At 45.5% G+C, this 22,545-nt stretch carries 9 protein-coding genes and 1 tRNA gene; 7 read left to right on the top strand and 3 right to left on the bottom strand.

All coding sequences use genetic code 11. From position 1 onward, the window contains the following. The first annotated feature begins 459 nt into the window (after positions 1-459). The 4 genes from CIK89_RS10240 to CIK89_RS10225 all read left to right on the top strand — a co-directional run bounded on the left by CIK89_RS10240 (position 460) and on the right by CIK89_RS10225 (position 9,097). The gene (locus CIK89_RS10240; protein WP_094391257.1) at positions 460-1,428 is read left to right on the top strand and encodes an ROK family protein; all 969 of its coding nucleotides are present in this window, start codon (positions 460-462) and stop codon (positions 1,426-1,428) included. A 139-nt stretch (positions 1,429-1,567) separates the two neighbouring features. Beyond that, a complete protein-coding gene (locus CIK89_RS10235) occupies positions 1,568-3,559 on the top strand; it encodes a glucosamine-6-phosphate deaminase (protein ID WP_094391256.1) in 1,992 nt (663 codons plus the stop codon). Between the two features lie 31 nt (positions 3,560-3,590). Continuing rightward, on the top strand, positions 3,591-5,930 hold the full coding sequence (locus CIK89_RS10230; RefSeq protein ID WP_371593431.1) for a family 20 glycosylhydrolase: 2,340 nt from the start codon (positions 3,591-3,593) through the stop codon (positions 5,928-5,930). A 23-nt stretch (positions 5,931-5,953) separates the two neighbouring features. Continuing rightward, positions 5,954-9,097: a glycoside hydrolase family 2 TIM barrel-domain containing protein gene (locus CIK89_RS10225; protein WP_094391254.1), complete on the top strand. Its 3,144-nt coding sequence runs from the start codon at positions 5,954-5,956 to the stop codon at positions 9,095-9,097. 939 nt (positions 9,098-10,036) lie between these two features. Here the strand turns inward: CIK89_RS10225 and CIK89_RS10220 are convergent. Next, positions 10,037-11,563 (bottom strand): hypothetical protein, encoded by a 1,527-nt coding sequence (locus CIK89_RS10220; protein WP_094464403.1) that lies wholly within the window; start codon positions 11,561-11,563, stop codon positions 10,037-10,039. Positions 11,564-11,869: 306 nt separating this feature from the next. On the opposite strand from CIK89_RS10220, the gene CIK89_RS10215 reads away from it, so the two are divergent. After that, positions 11,870-12,652 (top strand): hypothetical protein, encoded by a 783-nt coding sequence (locus CIK89_RS10215; RefSeq protein WP_144007400.1) that lies wholly within the window; start codon positions 11,870-11,872, stop codon positions 12,650-12,652. Between the two features lie 357 nt (positions 12,653-13,009). Here CIK89_RS10215 and CIK89_RS10205 read toward each other — a convergent pair whose 3' ends face one another. Beyond that, positions 13,010-16,213 (bottom strand): tetratricopeptide repeat protein, encoded by a 3,204-nt coding sequence (locus tag CIK89_RS10205; protein ID WP_254046665.1) that lies wholly within the window; start codon positions 16,211-16,213, stop codon positions 13,010-13,012. A gap of 19 nt (positions 16,214-16,232) precedes the next feature. Next, positions 16,233-17,486 (bottom strand): 3-phosphoshikimate 1-carboxyvinyltransferase, encoded by a 1,254-nt coding sequence (locus CIK89_RS10200; protein ID WP_094391250.1) that lies wholly within the window; start codon positions 17,484-17,486, stop codon positions 16,233-16,235. A gap of 118 nt (positions 17,487-17,604) precedes the next feature. Here CIK89_RS10200 and CIK89_RS10195 point away from each other — a divergent pair. Together CIK89_RS10195 and CIK89_RS10190 are read left to right on the top strand one after the other, a co-directional pair. Then, positions 17,605-17,677 (top strand) — tRNA-Pro (locus CIK89_RS10195). Positions 17,678-18,436: 759 nt separating this feature from the next. Continuing rightward, complete coding sequence (locus tag CIK89_RS10190; protein WP_094391249.1) at positions 18,437-22,483, top strand: two-component regulator propeller domain-containing protein; 4,047 nt, start codon at positions 18,437-18,439, stop codon at positions 22,481-22,483. Positions 22,484-22,545 lie beyond the last annotated feature (62 nt).

The following is a 22,545-nucleotide window of genomic DNA, read 5'->3' as shown; positions in this document are numbered from 1 at the left end:
CTAATAAATGAGACTTACTTGGGAGGCAGTTGGGACTTACTTTGGATTTATGCAAAAACTCCTCTCACACACTACCAACCACAACCCGAAGACATCCCGAAACCATCCCGAAGATAAAGAAAATCAATACACTTGTGAAAAACAAACCAAATTTTCACATGCCAATGACTAAAACCACAAACGCCCAATCGAGCACCCACCATCCACAAGCCACTACAAACAGGCCCTGCACAAGCAAAAACACAACGATTTCAAGCCATTAAGACCTCATCTCAGAAAAAAAAATGATACGTTTTAGAAATATTAACCATAAAACGCTTGCATTATATGATAAAACTTGTAACTTTGCAAAATAAAATATTTTAGTTATTTTATAACTGTTATTAAATTTGTTTATAAACGAGTATTTAGCACCCATCAACGGTATTACTCAAGCAAAAACAATAAGGCAATTGAATTATGGAATACGGCGCAAAATCTTTAGTGATAGGCTTGGATTTGGGAGGAACCAATTCCGTGTTTGGTGTCGTCGATAGCAAAGGCGAGATTATAGCCACTACTTCTATCAAGACACAAGCTTACCCAAGTGTAGATCAGTATATCATGGAATCTGTAAAAGTTATCAAACAGATAGCCGAACAAGTCGGTGGTATTGAAAAGATCCGTGCCATGGGCATTGGTGCTCCATGCGGTAACTATTACAAAGGCACTATAGAACACGCAGCAAATCTGGTTTGGGCCAAAGGTATTGTGCCATTAGCCAATATGTTTGTCAACGAATTAGGAATCCCCGTTGTAGTGACCAACGACGCCAAGGCTGCAGCCATGGGCGAGATGAAATATGGAGTGGCTGTTGGCATGAACAACTTTGTAGAACTGACATTAGGCACAGGCGTAGGTTCAGGAATTGTGGCCAACGGTCAACTCATCTACGGATTCGACGGATTTGCCGGAGAGTTGGGCCACATGATTGTTGAGCCAGACGGAAGACCCTGCGGCTGCGGCAGAAAAGGTTGCCTTGAAACCTATTGTTCTGCAACGGGAGTAGTACGCACAGCAATAGCCATGTTGGAAGAATCACCAGAAGCCACCTCTCTGAGAGATATTGCCACCGACAAGCTCACATCATACGAAGTATATAAAGCAGCAATGGCAGGAGACACCATGGCTCAAGAAGTATTCAAACAGACAGGAAGAAGAATCGGTATCGCTTGCGCCAATATCGCAACATTCCTAAGTCCCGAAGCATTCATCTTCTTCGGCGGTCTTGCCCAGGCAGGCGAACTGTTGCTCCGTCCGATAGAAGAAGCGTATAACGAAAATGTCCTTTCATTATATAAAGGTAAGGCCAGATTCTTGATGAGCGGTCTTGATGGTGCTAAAGCCGCCATTTTGGGTGCCTCAGCCATAGCATGGGACTTAAAATAAACAATTAACAGACCTCATCAGATATATAACAACAACAGAAAGTTATCCTCAAGCCATGAATTGAACTAAACATGTTTAGCAAAACTGTGACGAGAGTATAAAGACTAAAAAGACATCCTATTTAAAATTGATATTGACTATGAGACTCAATCTTAGTTCACAGATCGTACTTAACAAAGTTCCAGTTGAATTCTACAAGCCAAAGACTACCGTAGAATACTCCGAAATCTCCAGAATGGAGAAGATTCATACCGACATCTTTGCCTCTATGGCAGAAGGTGCCAGTCATGTTGCCGACGGAATCGAAGCCGGCATCAAAGCAGCACAACATGAAGGAAAGTTTTATGTAATGGCATTGGGCACAGGTTCGTCGCTCATCGCAGTCTATGAAGAACTTATCCGCCGTTATCAGACAAAGAGACTGAGTTTCCGCAATGTAGTCGTATTCAACGCCTATGAATACTATCCGCTCCAGAAGGACAGCTCTATCCGCAGCATCAACCAGTTGAAGGAGCATTTCCTCGACCATATAGATATTGAAGAACAAAACATCTTCACGCTCGACGGTTTTGTAGCGCAAGAGAGCGTACAGGATTGCTGCCGCCTTTACGAACAGCGCATCAAGTCGTTCGGTGGTTTAGACATTGCCCTTATCGGCATTGGCCGTTCAGGAAACATTGCAGCCAACGAACCAGGATCAAGCATCCAGTCGATGACTCGCATCATTCTGATAGGCAACATCTCACGTAAGGAAATGGAAGCAAGTGAGAAAACCAAGGAGACCATCCCTCCCTGCTCACTCACCATGGGTATTGCCACCCTGCTTTCTGCCAAGACCGTATATCTTACCGCGTGGGGTGAGGAAAAGGCAGAGATCATGCAGAAAGTAGTGGAAAACTCTTTCACCGACACACTTCCTGCGTCATTTCTACAGACTCACCCAGATGCTCATGTTGTTCTTGACTTAGGCGCAGCATGCCAACTTACCCGCATCGTACACCCCTGGCTGGTCACATCTTGCCAATGGACAGACAAGATGATCCGTTCTGCCTTGGTTTGGCTCTGCCAGAAAATCGGCAAACCCATATTGAAACTGACCAATAAAGACTATAACGAGAACGGATTGAGCGAGCTCTTGGCCCTATACGGTTCAGCCTATAACGCCAATATCAAGATCTTCAACGATCTGCAGCATACTATCACAGGCTGGCCCGGCGGTAAGCCCAATGCCGACGACACCTATCGTCCAGAGCGCTCTACCCCATACCCCAAGCGCGTCATCGTATTCTCCCCACACCCCGATGACGACGTGATTTCTATGGGCGGCACCATTCGTCGATTGGTACAACAGAATCACGACGTACACGTGGCCTATGAAACTTCGGGAAATATTGCTGTTGGCGACGAGGAAGTTACACGATTCATGCACTTCATCAACGGCTTCAACCAGCTCTTCACCGACTCTAAGGATAGTGTCATCTCTACCAAATACAAAGAAATCAAGTCGTTCTTTGCCAACAAGAAAGAAAGTGACTTCGATACTAAAGACGTGCTGACCATCAAGGGATTGATACGTCGCGGTGAAGCTCGTACCGCATGCACCTACAATCAAATACCCCTCGACCACGTACACTTCCTTGATTTGCCTTTCTACGAAAGCGGTAAGATAGAGAAGTTGCCTATGACCGAAAAGGACGTAGAAATCGTAAGAGCACTATTGCAGAAGGTAAAGCCTCATCAGATTTATGTGGCAGGCGACCTTGCCGATCCTCATGGCACACACAAGAAATGTACCGATGCGGTACTCGCAGCCATTGATCTTGAGAAGGAAGCAGGTGCTGAGTGGTTGAAAGACTGCCGTATCTGGATGTACCGTGGCGCATGGGCAGAATGGGAAATAGAGAATATCGAGATGTGCGTTCCACTTAGTCCAGAGGAATTGAGAGCAAAGCGCAACTCTATTCTCAAGCACCAATCCCAAATGGAGAGTGCACCATTCTTAGGCAACGATGAACGCCTGTTCTGGCAGAGAGCCGAAGACCGCAACCGCGCTACCGCAAAGCTCTATGACCATTTAGGATTGGCTTGCTATGAGGCTATGGAAGCCTTCGTAGAATACAAACCGCTATAAGATAAAACAACTAACAATACTATTCATGAACATGAAAAAGATTCATCAGATATTTTGTTCGTTGGCAGTTTGCGCTATAATGCTGGGTGGTAACACCACTCCAGCATGCGCTGGCGATGTCAATATCATCCCTGTTCCTGTCAAGACGCAGGTCATGAAAGGGGAATTTGTGTTACCACAAACAGTAACCATCTCCTATCAAACACCCGAAGGCAGAAACATAGCCCAATATCTTGCCGACAAGCTAAAAGCCTCAACAGGATATGCCGTAAGTCTTGGCGAGAAGAAGGGACATATCTCCATACAAATCACTCCCTCCTTGAAGATGGCAGACGAAGGCTACCGCCTCACGGTCACTTCCAAAGGTGTGGTTATCAAGGCGAAGACTGGCAAAGGTGCTTTCTACGGCATGCAGAGCTTTATGCAACTGTTGCCCGCGCAGATAGAAAGTCCCGTTATGGTAAGCGGAGTGAAGTGGGCTGCACAATGTTGCGACATCACAGACGCCCCACGTTTCGGCTATCGCGGTTTCCACCTCGACCCATGCCGCCATTTCATCACGGTGGAGAATGTGAAGAAACAGTTGGATCTGATGTCCATGTTCAAGGTAAACACGATGCACTTCCACCTCACCGAGGACCAAGGCTGGCGCATAGAAATCAAGAAATATCCTAAACTGACCTCCGTTGGCAGTCTGCGCACCGAAGGCGACGGTTCTACCTACGGCGGTTTCTATACTCAGGAAGATATTAAGTCTATCGTTGACTATGCTGCAAAGCGCTATATTACCGTCATTCCAGAGATAGACCTCCCCGGCCACATGATGGCAGCCATTGCAGCCTACCCCTATCTGTCCTGCAAAGGTGAGCAATGGACTCCACGCACAGTCTGGGGCATTGAGGATATCGTGATGTGTCCAGGTAAGGAAGATATGTTCAATTTCTTAGACGACCTGTTTAAAGAGATTGTGCCGCTCTTCCCCGGCAAGTATTTCCATATCGGCGGTGACGAGTGTCCGAAGACCAGCTGGAAGAGTTGTCCTGCCTGTCAGAAGCGCATAGAAAGCGAAGGCTTACAGGCCGACGGCAAACATTCTGCTGAAGAAAGACTGCAAAGTTATGTCATCAAGCGCGTAGAAAAGATGCTGGAGGGCTACGGCAGAAAGATTATCGGTTGGGACGAAATATTGGAAGGTGGCTTGAGCGATAATGCTACCGTGATGTCGTGGCGCGGAACGGAAGGTGGAATACAGGCTGCCATGCAGAAACATGACGTCATCATGACTCCTGGCAGCGACGGTATGTATCTTGACTGGTATCAGGGAGACAGCAAAGTGGAACCCGTAACCATCCCAAGTCCTCCCAGATATCTGTCGGCAACATACAACTACAATCCTGTGCCCGACACCATCAAGTCGTTGGGACTGGCTCATCATATCTTGGGCGTACAATGCAACAACTGGTCGGAGTATATGTACACCAATGCCAAAATGGAATATATGATGTATCCACGTGCGCTGGCACTTGCAGAGATTGCATGGTCGCCCATGAATCGCAAGAATTTCGAGGATTTCAGCCGCCGTTTGGATGTCAACAGCATACGTCTTGACGAACATCGCGTGCGCTATCATATCCCATTGCCCGAACAGCCATGGGGTTCTTGCGACAAGGTCGTCATCACTAAAGACACTACGGTGACCTTCACCACCTCACGTCCTATCAAGATGGTCTATACGCTTGACGGTACCACTCCTACTCCATCGTCAACCATCTACACCTCGCCCATCAAGGTAAGCGACAATACCATCATCAAGATTGCAACGGTTTTGCTTTCCGGCAAGATGAGCCGCATCAGAACAGTCAATGTTGAAAAGCAGACCTATGCACCTGCCATTAAGATTGATGGTGTAAAATCTGGATTGCAGATGAGTCGTGTGAAGGGTAATTTCCTAAAGGTTGACGACCTGAACTGGACTGATGCAGAATGGGAAAAATCCATCATCAGCAATCTGGAACAGATTAAAATCCAACGTAAAGATGATGGTGCTACGCTGCGCGGAGCTAACAATTACGCTGCTATTGCCGAAGGTTACATCAACATTCCTGAGGACGGAGTGTATTACCTCTCGTCGCGTTTGGAACAAGTATGGATTGACAACAAGCTCGTCGTCAACAACGAAGGCGACGTAAAGGCAAGTACGATGAACGACAGCTCTGTGGCATTGGCCAAAGGGTTACACCCCATCAAGGTTGTCTTCTTGGCAAATATCATTGGAGGATGGCCTTCATGGTGGAGCAGTACCGCTATTGAAATGCGTAAAGACAACGAAAAGGAGTTTACCGCTGTTGGTGGCTCTCAACTATTCAGATAATTTAAAACAATAATTATAGATCTATGAATTTCAGAAGAATTGTAAAAGTATCGATTTGCCTCGCCATGCTTTCTGTAAGTACTGGCCTATGGGCTCAGAATGAGTCACGCTGGCAAAATGTGGACATCAATCAGCAAAACCGCGAACCGCGTCGTGCATCTTTCTTTGCATACGAGTCGCAGGACAAGGCTCAAGGCTTTGACAAAAAGAAGTCTGCCAACTATCTTTCGATGGAGGGCATGTGGAAATTCAATTTTGTAAAGGACCACAACAAGCGTCCCGCAAAATTCTTTGCAGTCAACTATGACGATTCAAAGTGGAAAGACTTCCCCGTTCCCGGACTTTTCGAACTGAACGGTTACGGTGATGCCACCTATAAAAACGTGGGCTATGCGTGGGCAACTCAGTTTGACCCTAATCCACCTTATATCAGCGAGACCAACAACTATACCGGTTCTTACCGTCGCACATTCGACCTTCCCACGGATTGGAAAGGCAAAGACGTATATTTCCACGTAGGTTCTGCTACAAGCAACCTGACTCTTTGGGTCAACGGTAAGTATGTAGGCTATAGCGAAGACAGCAAGGTTGCTGCTGAATTCAACATCTCCAAATATCTCAAACCTGGCAAAAACCTGATTGCCATGCAGGTGATGCGCTGGTGTGACGGTTCCTATTTCGAGGACCAAGACTTCTGGCGCTTTACAGGTATCGCACGCGAAGTTTATCTCTATGCACGTCCCAAACTGCATGCTGCCGACATCCGCTTGGATGCTGGACTGGAAAACAACTATCGCGACGGTGTGTTGAACTATAACGTTTCACTGAAGGGCGGTAAGACCGATGTTGCGATTGCCTTGTTTGACAAGGATGGCAAACAGATTGCCGAGGCCTCTGGAGCGCAGGGTACTATCAAAGTGCCTAACGTAAAGGCATGGACTGCCGAGACTCCCAACCTCTACAAAGCATTTATTACGCTGAAAAACAAGCAGGGCATATTGGAAGTGATTCCACAGAAGATCGGTTTCCGCAACGTGGAAATCAAGAATGCACAATTGCTGATCAACGGACAGCCTGTCCTCATCAAGGGTGCCAACCGTCATGAAGTAGATCCGGACGGTGGTTATCTGGTTAGCGTAGAGCGCATGATTCAGGACATCAAGATTATGAAGCGACTGAACATCAATGCTGTTCGCACCTGCCACTACCCAGACGACCCACGTTGGTACGACCTTTGCGATGAATACGGATTGTATATCACTGCCGAGGCAAATCTCGAAACACATGGTATGGGCTACGGCGAGAAGTCGCTTGCTAAATTCCCAGAATACCTTCTGCCCCACATTGAGCGCAACGAAGGCAATGTGAAAAGCTTCATCAACCATCCTTCTATCATCGTATGGAGCTTGGGTAATGAGGGTGGCTATGGTATCAACTTTGAAAAAGCCTATGATTGGGTGAAGGCACAAGACACCACACGCCCCGTACAGTATGAGCGTGGCGGATACGACAGCAAGACTGACATCCATTGTCCTATGTATGTTGACTATAAAGGAAGCGAGAAGTATTGCCAAAGCGATGGCACAAAGCCCTACATCCAGTGTGAATATGCCCATGCCATGGGTAACTCAGAGGGAGGTTTCAAGGAGTATTGGGATCTCATCCGCAAGTATCCAAAATACCAAGGTGGTTACATCTGGGACTTTGTAGATCAGGGTCTGCGCGACAAGAGCCCCATCACCGGTAAGGAAATCTTCACCTATGGTGGCGACTACGGTCGCTATCCTGCCAGCGACTACAACTTCAACTGCAATGGCATCATTGCTCCCGACCGTCGTTTGAATCCTCACGCTTATGAGATTCAGTATTATCATCAGAACATCTGGATTAACGATTTCGATGCTGTAAACGGTGCATTCAAGGTGTATAATGAGAATTTCTTCAAGACCATCGATAACCAGAATCTGACTGCCACCGTCTATGCCAACGGTCAGAAGCTCACCGTTGTTGAGATTCCAGAGGCAAAGGGTATCGCTCCTCAGACCACCAAATTGATCAAGAGCGACGCTTTGAAATATGCTATTGGTGAGGCTGAATCGAAACATGCCAAAGAGGAAATCACCGTCAACTTCGCATTTGCCAGCGACGGTACAGAAGCTCTGGTTGATAAAGGCCAAGTGACTTCACGCCAGCAATTCATTGTCAGCGAGTATCAGTTCGACAAGCTGGAGGCTCCTGAAATGGCCGAAGCACCTGCCAAAAACGGCAAGATGCAAGCTGCAAGCAACATTGAGGTGGAAGAAACCAACGCCTATGTGAAGGTGACTGCCAACAGAATGACTGTCACAGTTGGCAAGGCTACAGGTATGATTGACTATCTCGATGTGGATGGCGAACCCATGCTGAAGTTCCGCGAAAGCATGAAGCCTGAGTTCTGGCGTGCACCTACCGACAACGACTTTGGCGCATCTTTGCAGAAAGAGTTGCGCGTTTGGAGAAATCCACAGATGAAGTTGACCTCATTCTACAAGTCTGTCGGCACCGACAACGTGGTGCTTACCGCCCAGTTTGACATGCCTGAAGTGAAGGCACAGCTGATGCTTACCTATCGCATCAATACCGCCGGCGAGGTGATTGTCACCGAGAAGATGACCACCGACAAGGAGGCTAAGGTAGCCGATCTGTTCAGATATGGTATGCAGTTACAGATGCCCGAAACATTCTCTAAGTTGGAATACTACGGAAGAGGTCCCGAAGAAAACTATATCGACCGCCACTCTTCAGCCTTTATCGGTAAATATGAGGCTAACGTGAAGGATGAGTATTATCCATACGTTCGTCCACAAGAGAGCGGTAACCATACCGACATCCGCTATTTCTCTATCTTCAATCCCGCTACTGGCAAGGGACTGACCTTCGAAGGCAACGCCCCCATGGAGTGCAGCGCCATTCCATACCTGGTAGAAGATTTGGATTCTGGCATCAAGAGAGAGCATGCTTGGGGACAACATAGTGGCGACTTGGTAGAAAAAGGACTTGTTCAGCTTCACATCCAGCAACGCCAATATGGTTTGGGATGCATTAACAGTTGGGGAGCAAAACCAATGGAGAAATATCGTCTCCACTATGCAGACCGTGAATTTACCTTTAAAATAAAAGCTAAATAGGAAACACATTTGGCAAAAAACAGAACATTAGTATTGGAATTTTAGGTTTATTTTTAGGGTAAAACCGCTTGACCCATCCGCTGAGGACCAGTCAAGCGGTTCTTCTTTTTCCATTGTTATCTTTCTACGTATCCTATTTCTTCCGAATCATGATTTGCCTTGTTGCTATTTGACAATAAAACTAATAAATTTCCGGTACAACACGCCGAAGGTGACACACTATCATTTCTGTTTCCATAAGGACATATAGCTCCGAATATCACATTTTGGCAATTCTCTGTATTACAAAGCGTTATTGCCATATTCAACGATTCACATTCGGGTTTACAAAGCACCTGTCGAGCATCTGTCAAACACCCAACAATCGTGAGGTATACGTCCACACGTTGTAAACGAATATTATTTTCAGGGTTTTTCAAACCGCTGACAAAAGTATTATCCAACGTTTGACAAAGGCATTATCCAACGTTTGATAAAAGTATTATCCAACGTTTGATAAAGGCATTATCCAACGTTTGATAAGAGTGTTGTCAAACGTTAGACAAGAGCCTTTTCAACGTTAGAAACAAGTGTTGTCAGCTATTGGAAAAGGGTATTATCAAATATTGGGAGCAAGTATTTTATGATATTGGGAAGGGGTGTTATCAAGCGTCAACAACTTCATTTCATGCATCGGTTTCTATCGGGTTTGTAGTTTTAGAATGCTGTCAACAAATAATTATGGGTGGTCGATGGGTGGTCGAAATCGCCAATACAACACCATCGACCACCCGCCTAAAAACATTGTGCCTCAACATTTTATACCACACCGGTGGTCGAGTGGTCGATTTTTTGCAACATCGCGTGCGCATGCGCGTGAGAGGAATGCACCAAAGCCAACTGATATTTCATTTGGTTATATAATGACTTCAGGCATCTTCGTGTGTTGCAAAATCATTTTCAATTAATGCGTTTGCTGCGTATCCGACTTTTGTTTGCACGTACCGTATTATAAGAAATGCCCATCGTCTTTGCCACACTTTCATCATTATAGCCAAGACGATAAAGGGTTTCAAAGAACTGGAGCTTTACCGAGAGGCGGTTATAATCAGTTTCGAGATGCAACACAAAGTCTGGATCCTGACTACGATAGTACTCCATAAAATTTTGGAAATCTTTCTTGTCCCACATCACCACGGTATCGCCACGTTTGATATGTTCGTAACAACGGCGTCCGTCAACCATTATCTGGTTGTGCTTATGATGGAGATCGAAAATATTTCGAGTCAGTCTCTTTACTTCTTTCTTCGATTTGATTTCATTCTTTGCCATGACCGTCGCCCGCTCATGCATCTTTTTCATATGCCATTTGCTACGTCGGACTATGACAAAAGAGAGCAACGCAACGGAGATAAGTCCCATTGTTACGGCAATAATGATAAAGAGCAAACGTATCTGTTCATCTACCGAATTCATCAGAGCGAGGTCATTGTCTGCCTTATACTCGGCAGCTTCCGCAAGCGAATGTCTCGACAATTTAGTCAAACTATCATTCAAGGTGATGATCTTAGAAGCCAATTGGTCGGCCAATACCATATTGTTGTCTTGCTGTGCATACTGTCGCAAGGCTTTTTGTATCGTCACTTGCTGTTGCAGGGTGGCATTGTTCTGTGCCTGATGCCATTCTGCCACAGCCCGTTCGGTGTAACCTTGGCTCTCATAGAGTTGTGCCAGAAGAATACGACAACGGGGACTGGATTTGATTTGCAAAGCTCGCCGATAACATCGCAAAGCCTGGTCGGGCTTTCCTTCAGTGAGCATTCCCTGCGTGGTCCATAGCAAGGCACGATGCTCATCATCCATTATTTTCTGCTTTGTTTGCGCTCGTTTCTGATAGTATGCAGCACTATCGTTCTTGTGAAGCACGGCATAATTGGCTGCCATACGAGTAAATGTGTGAGCCACCCATTGTGGATTGTTCACCTGTTGAGCAAGCATAAGCCGGCCATAATCGTAGATCAGCGAGGTTTTACTATTATCGTTTTCAAAGTGGAAAAGGCTTAATGCAGTCAGTATGCGATATTTCAATCTGCCGTCACCAGTATGTTTTGCAAAGTCTTCTGCTATCCTTTCATCACATATAGCATTAAACACATATCCTTTATTATACTGTACCAAAGCCTCATAATGGTAGGCGTAAGCTATAAGACGCTCGTTGGACAACAACAATGTCAATCGGTCCATCCGTTGTCTATCATCACATCCTCGTCCTGTTTCGACAGCAGCCGCCACCGTCAACAGTTCATAATATGCAGAGTCTTGGCAACGTTGTATATCACCGATTTTCATCGTAGAAAGCATAGCAACGGCAGAGTCTGTCATACCTTCATCCAATAGGCAATCGACAGCCACAAGTTGTCGATGTTCACTACTCAGACAGCCTACAAGGGTGCCAAGCAATGTCAATATACATAGTAACAATTTCATTTGTGCTTGCCTATTGTTATTTCGGCATCAAAGTTAAGCTTTTTCCGTTAAAATCACAAGGGAATATTACTTCTACATGTTGCAATTTTCGCATATAGTCTTTTCTATTATTCGCTACAACCACTTCATATTCTGACTTTTACAAACAGATAACAGATGCAACATTTGATATATTAATATATGTTAAATGCTTTTTCGCTAAAAAAAACACTTATAATTTTGCCACAGCAACAACATTATTATCGCTTATTTACAAATAAATGATGTACACATCAATAATAATTAACTTAAAACAATAAAAAGAAAATGAAAAAAACATGCTTAATTATGTTAGCAACAATGATAGGTATCATTTTTGCGTGCAAACCTTTTGCAGAGAACAGCTCACAGTTTGATCAAAACAAGGTATATCAAAAAGAGCTCAAGTCATTTTATGAAAAACAATGTTCATTATGGAACAAATTCAACACCAAATCCTTCACTAGGACAGGAGACTTAAATAGTGTCATAGGTTATGACGAATTTGAAAATGACGAACTGTTCCAGCAAATCAAAATTGATTTGATAGCATTTTGTAAGGAACACCAAGATATTTTGAACTATAATTTAGAAGAGGAACAACAATATCAGAATATTAACGAACTTACAATTGATGAACGTAATTCTTTATTAAATCAAAGTGCCTCACACGAGTTTTGTCATACTATTCAAAATATAGAAAATGGTGACTATTCAATTATTGATATTGAGAGCATACTAGCCAATCCGTCGTTAAGCCCTAAAGAGCAATTATGTTTGATTTATATGTCTGCTGTCATTAATAGTAGTACTGACAAGGATATTTTATCTTTTAATTCTAGCAAGGATTGTTTAGGAGTTTTTAATAAAGGTAGAAGGGTTTGTTTAAGAGATTATCTCGTAGGTTGTTCACTAGCATTTTTTAGCACTCCATTCTTGGCTACACTTGGAATTGCATACTCTACATATCAATATATTGAATGTGATAAGACAGGAAAGGCCTTATACAGAGCATGCACCAATGGTTATACCAATCAAGAAACAGATAGCATAAAAAAAACAGAAAACTAAATCATAAAGCCAAAAGATTATAATATGAAAATAAATCATTTATCAAAACGGGCGGTATGGTCGTATTTCTTTATATGTTGGATGCTCTTAGGGGTATTGGTAACATACCACATTATAGACTATAAAGTATTCATCTATACGCTCAATATAGTGTCCGCCCTATTTTTCATCGTGTTCTGCATGTATCTTATGAGCGATATTAAAGAAAAGAAATCATGGTATATATCGGCACTATACTGCATTGCGATGATCCTTGCCTACATCGTAGCAAAGGGGTGGATACGATATTATTGAGCAAATTACAGGATTGGAGCGGTATAAACTACAGACTAAAACTGGAGATTATATCGCTCCTCCCTACCGATAGAAGTCATCGTCGAAATCGATGACGATGGGTTGGTCGGGAGAAGAGGACGGCATGGGAAGCTGATCTTCATCGGCATCATCATCGGTTTCACGGTCGGCAGACTGCTCAACGATTGTTTCGGGACTGTTGAGCAACGGATGGGAATCGGTCTTGACGGGAGCAAGCGTTTCTTGGAAGAAACGGTCGTAGTCGTCGTAACTAAACTGTGTGCCGAGCAACGGCAAGTTGTCTTCACTAATGATGATGCGACGACATCCCTTCAACCGAACTGTCATCTGTGGGGTCTCATAAAGATGGCGGGCATACTGCAAAGCCTCATCGTAGGAACGGAAACCGCTAACGGTGAGTCGATGAACGGGATCCTCACTATTGACAGCAATCTCGAAATTGCGCACCAGATAGGAAGTGAAGTTATAACGTGCCAATTCATAGAGCAGTTGGTTTTGGTTCACACTATCGGGATGGAACGCTAAAACAAAAGCAAAACGCACATCGCGACGAAGGCTGAGCGTATCAACGACCGTACTGTCTGAAGATTCTGCCAAGGCATGTTGTCGCCAGATATCGTCCTTGGGGCGCATAGTGCCCTGTGGTCGGCGGCCCTGCTGAAGTCCACGGAGAATGTGACCAGCCATTGGGCCGACCTCACTATCAGGATAGTCCTCTACTACTTGTTTCAGTTGTTGCGCCGACTTATCTACCCTACCCTCGTTAAGCAGGCTCAAAGCTTCTACGAACAAGAACTTGGAACGATGGGCACCATGGGGGAAACGCTGGGCAGAGAGTTGCACATTGGCTGCCACTTCTTGGTAACGTTCCTGACAGAAAGCCTCATAAGTAGCAGCATAGAGCGAGTCTTCTAAATGTTGACCAAAACGCTGGTTGTCGGCATAATAAGGATTGGAGAGCAGTTGGGTCCACTCGCTTTGCGGATACTGACGTTGTAATCGCACAAGAGCAGAATCAGCATCAGCCATCCGTCCCTCACGTGCATTCATCAGATAGAGATGATACCATGCCAAATCGTTGAGTGAATCGGTGGGCCATCGATCTACAAGATAGGTAAACATGCGACGGGCCAAGGCGAGATTTTCCACCTTATCTTTCATGATGACCGCAGCAGGCAATAGTGCTTCGCGCATCTTGCGATCGCTCTCAGCTTTTTGTTCGGCGGTGAAAGGCAGTTGTGCCAAATGGTATTCGCGAGTAAAGGGATTGAGCTGGGTGGTATCGCTCCCGGTATCTGTTGCAGAAGCTGTCGTTTTTGCGGAATCGGCATCAACCTCTGTTTCATGGTCAGCTTCACCATTCAACGTTGGTACGACGGAACGATTACTGCGTTGCCAATCGTCTTCGTTGGGGCGTTTGCCCCAAAGTTGTTCAAAACGAATGCGACCTTGACTGACAAGTTGCGGATTGTAGAAATACCAAGTGGAGGATTTTGTATCATTACCGACAGCCGACATACCATTATTTTGGGCGTTTTGCGTCTCCCATTGACTTTGCATTTCTGCATCCTGCTGTGCGCGTTTGGCCTCTCGTTCGGCATTTTTCAATTCCGCAATATGGCGGTCTATCACCGTGAGGCGATCTGCTTCAGGCATGGCAACCAAGCGTTGCAACGAGTCTTCCAGATGGACAGCATCGGTCAGGGGGACCAACTGGTCGAGAATTTCCGACCTGCGATTCACTTCCTTATAGTATGGAAGGGCGGTATCGATAAGTCCCACAGCCTCACTATAGCATCGGCGTGCATCGGCATAGGCTTCACGCTGCCAATAGAGTTGCGCCAATTGGAGGAGTAAAGCTCCCTTCTCGGTGCCATTTCTGGTAGATCGACGGGCACCTTCTTCGTATGATGCAATGGCTTGCAACGTATCGCGCTGGGCTAAACGAATATTGCCGATGGCATAATGGATTTGGTCGAGATAGTCTTTATTATTGTCTGACGCAGCCATTCGTTGCAACTTACGTATCATACCCTTAGCATCGGCAGAGGCCATCACCTCGGTTTGTGAGATGCGTGCATTAAACTCCAATTCGTAAGGCGGTTGCAGACGAACCACATGGCGATAAGCCTCGAATGCCTGTTGGGAATGACCTTGATGTTGTTCGATCTGTCCCACAATATACCAGAGACGGGCTTTGCGTTGGCGGCGACGCTCATGACGTATGCAACGCATGAGATAACGCGTGGCATCGGCATATTGTCCGGTGCGAAGATAATGGTTGGCAAGGGTAAAATCCCAATCTGCCACAGCCTGACGGGGTATGCTGTCGCGGCGCTGATTGGTGATGAGATCTTCGGTTTCGTAGCGCCATCCCATCTCCGCATAGCATTTGGCTTGCCATGCCCGAGCACGGGCAAGGATGATGGGTTGCGTTTTGTATAGCCGTGCCATATATCCAAAGGTGGCAGCAGACTCTTCAAAATTTCCTTCATGAAACTGTGCTTTGCCCAAAAGAAGCCAAGCACGCCAGAGAAACGGATTGTATTCATGGCGATTGAGCCACTCTATATCGGCTTTAGTCTTGCGTCGTTGCTTGTTCCATTCGGGGCGCCGCTTGATGCTATGACGGCGAATGGCTTTCTCCGACTTCTCTATCGTACGGTCAAAATGACTTGTTCCGATACTGCGGCTCTGCTTGTTGCCCACCGCATAGATTGGCAACAACTGGGTATAGTCGTCTCGATTGCCGCGTTCCTGTTCGTCGCATCCTTCGATAAAGGCTTGCGATGCATTGAAATAGGTATTGTAGCGAGCATTGAACGCATGCCACATTCGTGTCTGACTGTTATTTCGCTGTGTAGAACACGAGGCGGCAACGAGTATGGCGAGCAGCAGTATGATGGGAGTAAGTGGCAGACGATCTGTGGCCGAAGGCCTATCGTCTGACGCGTCATCTGTATCCTCGTCTGACTCGTCGCTATGAACATCGGTCACGCAATTGCCGTCATCGCCATCATCTCCATCGGTATCAGCAGATGCAGCAACACGTGCTTTTTCCTCTTTTCGCCGACGAGACTCCTCCATCATACAGGCTATCTTACACGAACCGTCATCGTGGCTTGTGCAGGAAGCGCAGTCGTGATCGCCATGTACCACGGGGCTATCGCTGTCGCCAATAGACAGCAAGGCCGCCAAAAGGCCGAGGGCTCCGATGGCAATGAGGGCGAAGAGGAGAAAGCTCATAGCATATAGCGATTAAGAATTATCGTTGTTGGATTTGGAAACCACAATGGCGAAGGTCGTCCCAATAGTGGGGATACGACTTGGTGACCACCTCTGGATGGTTGATACGCAGACTGGGGAAACGCAATGCGGCAGGTGCAAAGGCCAACGCCATGCGATGGTCTTCGTAGGTATCGATACCGTCGGCATAGTCTGGCTCGCAACGTTCACCGTCCCATACGAGTTCGCTGTCGTTGATATCATAGATGACAAATCCCAATTTGCGCATTTCTGTCTTCAATGCCGATATGCGGTCGGTCTCCTTAATCTTAAGGGTGGCAAGTCCACGGAAATGGAATGGCACACCAAGCAAAGCGCAAGTGACCACAAAGGTCTGGGTCAAATCGGGCGAATTGACAAAGTCGTATTCCAAACGGGGTACGCAACGGCCTGAATGGCGAAGGGTCACCTTGGTGGGAATGCCCTGTTCGGTTGTGGCAAACTGTGTTTTCACACCGAGCAAGCTGAAGATATATCGCACCGAGGAATCGCCTTGTTTAGAGGCATCCATCAGTCCGTTGAGGATCACCTCGTCGTCATCGCCAGTTGCCAGAGCCATCATCTCATACCAATAGGATGCGCCGCTCCAATCATTCTCAATACGGTAGGCACGGTCATGGTATGGTTGGGACTTCACCGTAATAGTCTCATAGTCTGACCATTCGGCATCGGCACCAAACTCGCGCATGGTCCATAGGGTCAGATCGATATAGGGTCGTGAGATAATATCACCTTTCAAGCGGAGCGTCAGGCCTTGTTGCAAGGTCGGACCTATCATCAACAGGGCGGAAATAAACTGTGAACTGATATTGCCTGGCACTTCGAGCAGACCGCCATCAAGGCGGTGACCCTTGATAAGCAGAGGCGGAAAGCCTTCTTCTCCCACATAGGTGATGTCAGCACCAAGGTAGCGCAGCGCATCAACAAGCACATGAATAGGGCGATGTTTCATGCGTTCAGTACCAGTCAGCACGTGTTCCTCGCCTTCTTTCACCGAAAGCAGGGCTGTCATGAAGCGCATGGCAGTACCTGCAGCCTTGATATTGATCTCATAAGGATTATCGCGCAAAGCGGAAATTATCACTTGGGTATCGTCACAATCCGATAGGTTTTCGGGTAAGATAGAGCCTCCAGCCAGCGCATGAATAACGAGCGCACGGTTGGAAATACTCTTCGATGCAGGTAGGATTGCTGTATGTTTTAATTCCTTTGGAGCTGTTATTTCGTATTGCATATATTATAATTAGGTTTGTTTAGAGATACAAAGGTAGTGTTTTTGGGGATAAATACAAAAAAAGTGAAACAAAAATTTGGATATTACAAATTATAGATGTACCTTTGCACTCGCTTATCGGGATTTAGCGCAGTTGGTAGCGCACACGTCTGGGGGGCGCGAGGTCGCTGGTTCGAGTCCAGTAATCCCGACTAAGACAAGAGCTGTATCTCTTATGGGATGCGGCTCTTTTTGGTTTTCCGCCATTATTCAAAGCTCCCTCAACCTGCCGTTGACTCATATCGACAAACCAATAAAAAGAATCTCCCGACACATTACGCAGACATTTCGAATGTACAACAAATGCTATCCCAAAAGCATCAAGAAGATACTCCCAAGGCAATACGAAGACAGTCCCAAGTAAATACGCAGATACTCCCAAGTAAATACGCAGATACTCCCAAGTAAATACGCAGACAGTCCCAAGGTTTTCAAAACGAATCCCGAACACATCCCGAAGTCATCCCGAAGGAAGGTGGTGGATTATGACATGATGATTTTATATGGCGCAATTGAATTCAATAGACATACTATTATAAAAGAAATGGCACGTATCCCTACGCACCATTTCTAAAAACCAATTAATCATGATTTTCCTTAAAAAACCATAATATCTCCGTTTCGTAGCTCTGGTGGAACACCAGTCAATTAGCTTTAAAAACTATCATTTCTTTTTTTTACCCTAAATAATATTACCAAACTACTAAAACTAATAACTACGATGCAAAGATACGACGTTATTTCGATATACTCTTTGTCGTAAGTACCCTAAACTTTAGTAATACTAAATCAAGTCGCAAAAAGTTTATTTCTTGTAACTTTTTCGACTTTCAGACAAAAAAATGGCCATTTCAACCCACTTTAACGATTATTTTATGTAATTTTGCACCATATTACATAACTAAGACGAAATGCTAAGAACCATTTTTACACTTATCATCAGCCTGTTTCTGATGCCGATGAGTGCACAGATAGGAAAACTATTCGATACAGACAACCAATTGTCGAGCAACTTTGCCAACCAAGTATTACAAGATAAACGCGGTTTTATTTGGATTGCTACACGAAACGGACTCAACCGCTACGACGGCTACAACTTCACCGTGATGAATAGTACCGACAAGAACGGACACAACATCAACAACTACGTGAACTGCATGGGACAGGATCATGAAGGTAACATCTACCTTGGAACCAACAACAATCTGTTCATCTACGACGGTTATGAGTTTAGAAAAATACCTATGCTGGTAAACGGAAAAGAGATTACCACCTATATCCAATATATCTATACACGCAACAATGGCGATGTGCTCGTATGCACTTCTGGCTTTGGTTTGCTGCGTGTAATTGACAAAAACAAGGCGGAAAGCATAGGTGGAGTCATCGACCAATATAAATATATAAATTTTACTTTCGAAGATCATAACAACAGGCTATGGATGGTTTGTTCCGATGGAGACGTACTCAGACAGGAAACCAGTGGAAAAGTGACCATGCATGTACCAGGAACTGCTGGTTTGCAGATACGCGAGATAGCCGAAGACCGACAAGGCAACATCTACGTAGCCACCTTGCGACAAGGGCTATTTGTCATGGCACCACAGACAGACCGATTCACCCATGTGGCTGGTACGGCAGGCTTAGCCATCAACAACATCTATATTGCACACAATGACAACATCTACATTGGGTGCAACGGCGAAGGACTCTACGTCTATGAACCTGCTACAGGAAAACTGACCAACAATCCGTTTTTCTGCAACCGCATCAATCTGAGTAAAACAAAAGTGACAAGCATCATCGAAGATGCAGAAGGAAACATCTGGATGAGTATGTTTCAGAAAGGTGTATTCATGCAACCCACCAGACCCTACGAGTTCGGATATATGGGATTCCGCTTAGGCTCTCGAAACATGATAGGCGAGAACAGTGTGACAAGCGTGCTACGAAGCGAAGACGGATCAGTATGGGTAGGAACCGACAAAGACGGACTTTACCGACTGCACTTCGGCACCTCAATGCCAATATCTTCAACCCATGTAGTGAAACAACCGTTGGCCATTCTTTCACTCTGCGAAGACTTACATGGCAATATCTGGGTAGGAAACTATGAAGACGGATGCGGATACGTAGATCCATCTGGCAACTACCACAACTTTGATTTGCCTTTAGGAAAAAACTCCAGCGTCTTTGACATAAAAGCAGACCGCAACGGGAATATCTGGATAGGCACTATGGGAAGTGGACTGATATGTCGCCGGCCCGACGGCAGCCTGAAAATATTCAGGCAATTACCAAAAGCCGACAGCGACAGACATATCAATAGTATTCCCAACGACTATATCATGAAACTTGCGCTGTCGCCCGACCATAAATATATCTACGTTGCCACATCGGTAGGTTTGGCATGCATGGATATTGCCACAAACAACTGGGTAAGCAAATTCTCCACAAACTGCGTCAATTACGGATCGTTCTCACATTGTGTTTTTGCAGACAGCAGAGGCAACGTGTGGTATGGAACAGAAAATGGAGTATATTGCTATTCCAACGGAAGTACAGAAGCAAAGCTCTACAATACAGACAACGGACTGCCCGACAACAGCATTGCCTTTGTGACGGAAGATGCACGTGGCGATATTTGGATCGGCACCATACATGGCTTATGCCGACTGCATGTGAAAACGGGAAAAACCAACAACTATTTCTTAGAAAGCGGACTGCAAAGCAATGAGTTTAGCGACGGAGCAGTTTTTGCCGCTGATGGCGGTCGATTGCTACTGCTCGGAGGAACCGGAGGTCTCAACTGGTTTGATCCACTCAAGCTAAAACTACACTCTTGGAAAGCAAACGTATGTATATCACGCCTCATCGTAGGCAACCGCACCGTATATCCCGGCATGGAATCGGGCAGCTATACCATTACTGAAGAACGCGTATTCTACTCTAAGAAATTTGATTTGGCACACGATGACAACTCTTTCACCCTACAGTTTTCTGCCCTCACCTATAATAATACGGAGCAAATTGCCTATGCCTACAGCATCAACGGAGAAGACTGGCACTTCATGCAACCAGGTATCAACGAGGTGACATTCTCACACTTGCCAGCAGGGACATACAACTTCCGTGTCAAAGCCATCAACAATCAGCAAGAAACTCCCATACGTGAATTTACAGTAGAAATACATCCAGCATGGTATGCCAGCGTTTTGGCACGATTCATCTACTTCATCATTGCCATGTTGCTATTATGGACATACATGAAGCATCGACACAAACTGGAGCAAGACCGCATGCTACTACAAAACCACATCCATGCCGAAGAAATGGGCGAAGCCAAACTACGTTTCTTTATGAACATCAGCCATGAGATACGCACACCGCTGACACTCATCATCACTCCGTTGCTCTCACTTATCAAAGACGACAAAGACCCGCAACGGCAAGGTATCTACGAGATTATCAGGAAAAACTCTGAGCGCATCCTACACCTCATCAATCAAATGATGGACCTGCGAAAGATTGACAAGGGACAAATGACCATGCACATGAGTCAGACAGACCTCGTGGCTTTCATCAACGATGAATACAAACTCTTCCTACAACAAGCCACCAACAAAAACATCACCTTCGAGTTTGAACACGACTCGGAAACACTCCCAGTATGGATTGACCGCAACAATTTCGACAAAGTAATCATGAATGTACTGTCGAATGCTTTCAAGTTTACACCCACCGGAGGTCATATTATCATCCGACTTACACATACCGAACACCATGCCTATATTTCTGTAAAAGACAATGGTATAGGCATACCAAAAGATAAAATAGAAACCATATTCCAGCGTTTCTATCAAAGTCCGACCAATCCCAACGACCGCAATATCGGCACAGGAATCGGATTGGACCTTACCCGTTCACTTGTAGAACTTCACTATGGCACCATCGTGGCAAGAAACAACGAAGAGTCAGAGGGATCCGACTTCACCCATGGTAGCGAGTTTACTATCCGTATTCCATTAGGTAATGCACACCTCAAGCCAGAGGAGATGGTCAACGAAGAAGACATAAAAGACGAGCCTACCCTATTGCAAGAGATGGAACTGGAAAACAATCGGGCAATGACTATGGAGACCACCCCCCAGACGGAGGCAGAAGAACTAACAAATAACACCAAAGGAGGAAAAGCCACACTGGCTATCGTCGAAGACGAAGACGATATCCGAGACTTTCTATGCACACAATTTGCCGATGATTTCAAGGTACTAACCTATCATAACGGCAAGGAAGCGCTACTCGAAATAGTTAAATTGCAACCCGATTTGATTATATCAGATGTGATGATGCCGGAAATGGACGGTATGACGCTCTGCTCAAAAATCAAAGCCAATGTCAATACCAACCACATCCCCGTCATCCTGCTTACAGCAAAAAGCCGAGAAGAAGATCAGTTGGAAGGCCTTGAAACCGGTGCAGATGCCTATATTCTGAAACCTTTCAATATGGACATCTTGCGTCGCACAGTCATCAATCTACTGACTACACGACGCACACTCCGCAATAAATTCAATGGCAACGAAAGTCAGGAATCACGCATCGAAGAGGTTACGGTACAGACACCAGACGAAGCTTTGATGGAACGCATCATGCAAGTAATCAACGAGAACCTCAGCGATTCAGACCTCAGCGTAGATATTATAGCACAGAAAGTTGGTATCAGTCGTGTACACCTGCACCGCAAAATGAAGGAGCTGACCAACCAAACACCACACAGCTTTGTGCGTAACATCCGACTGAAACAGGCTGCTAAGATGCTGCGCACCTCCAAGCGCAACATTACCGAAGTGATGTATCTCTGCGGATTCTCTAATGCTGCAAGCTTCAGCACAATGTTTAAAAACCTATATGGTTGCTCACCACGAGAATACATGAATAATGGAAATGAACAATAGCATAAACTTTTCGTAACAAGGAATATATGCTAAAAAGCAAAAATGGGCAATAGCACAAACTT

Origin of the sequence: Prevotella sp. P4-119, from assembly GCF_002251345.1 — a bacterium.
In the GTDB taxonomy this organism is placed as follows: Bacteria; Bacteroidota; Bacteroidia; order Bacteroidales; family Bacteroidaceae; genus Prevotella.
The sequence above is the reverse complement of the archived record's forward strand: the minus strand, read 5'-3'. Positions and strand labels throughout refer to the sequence as shown.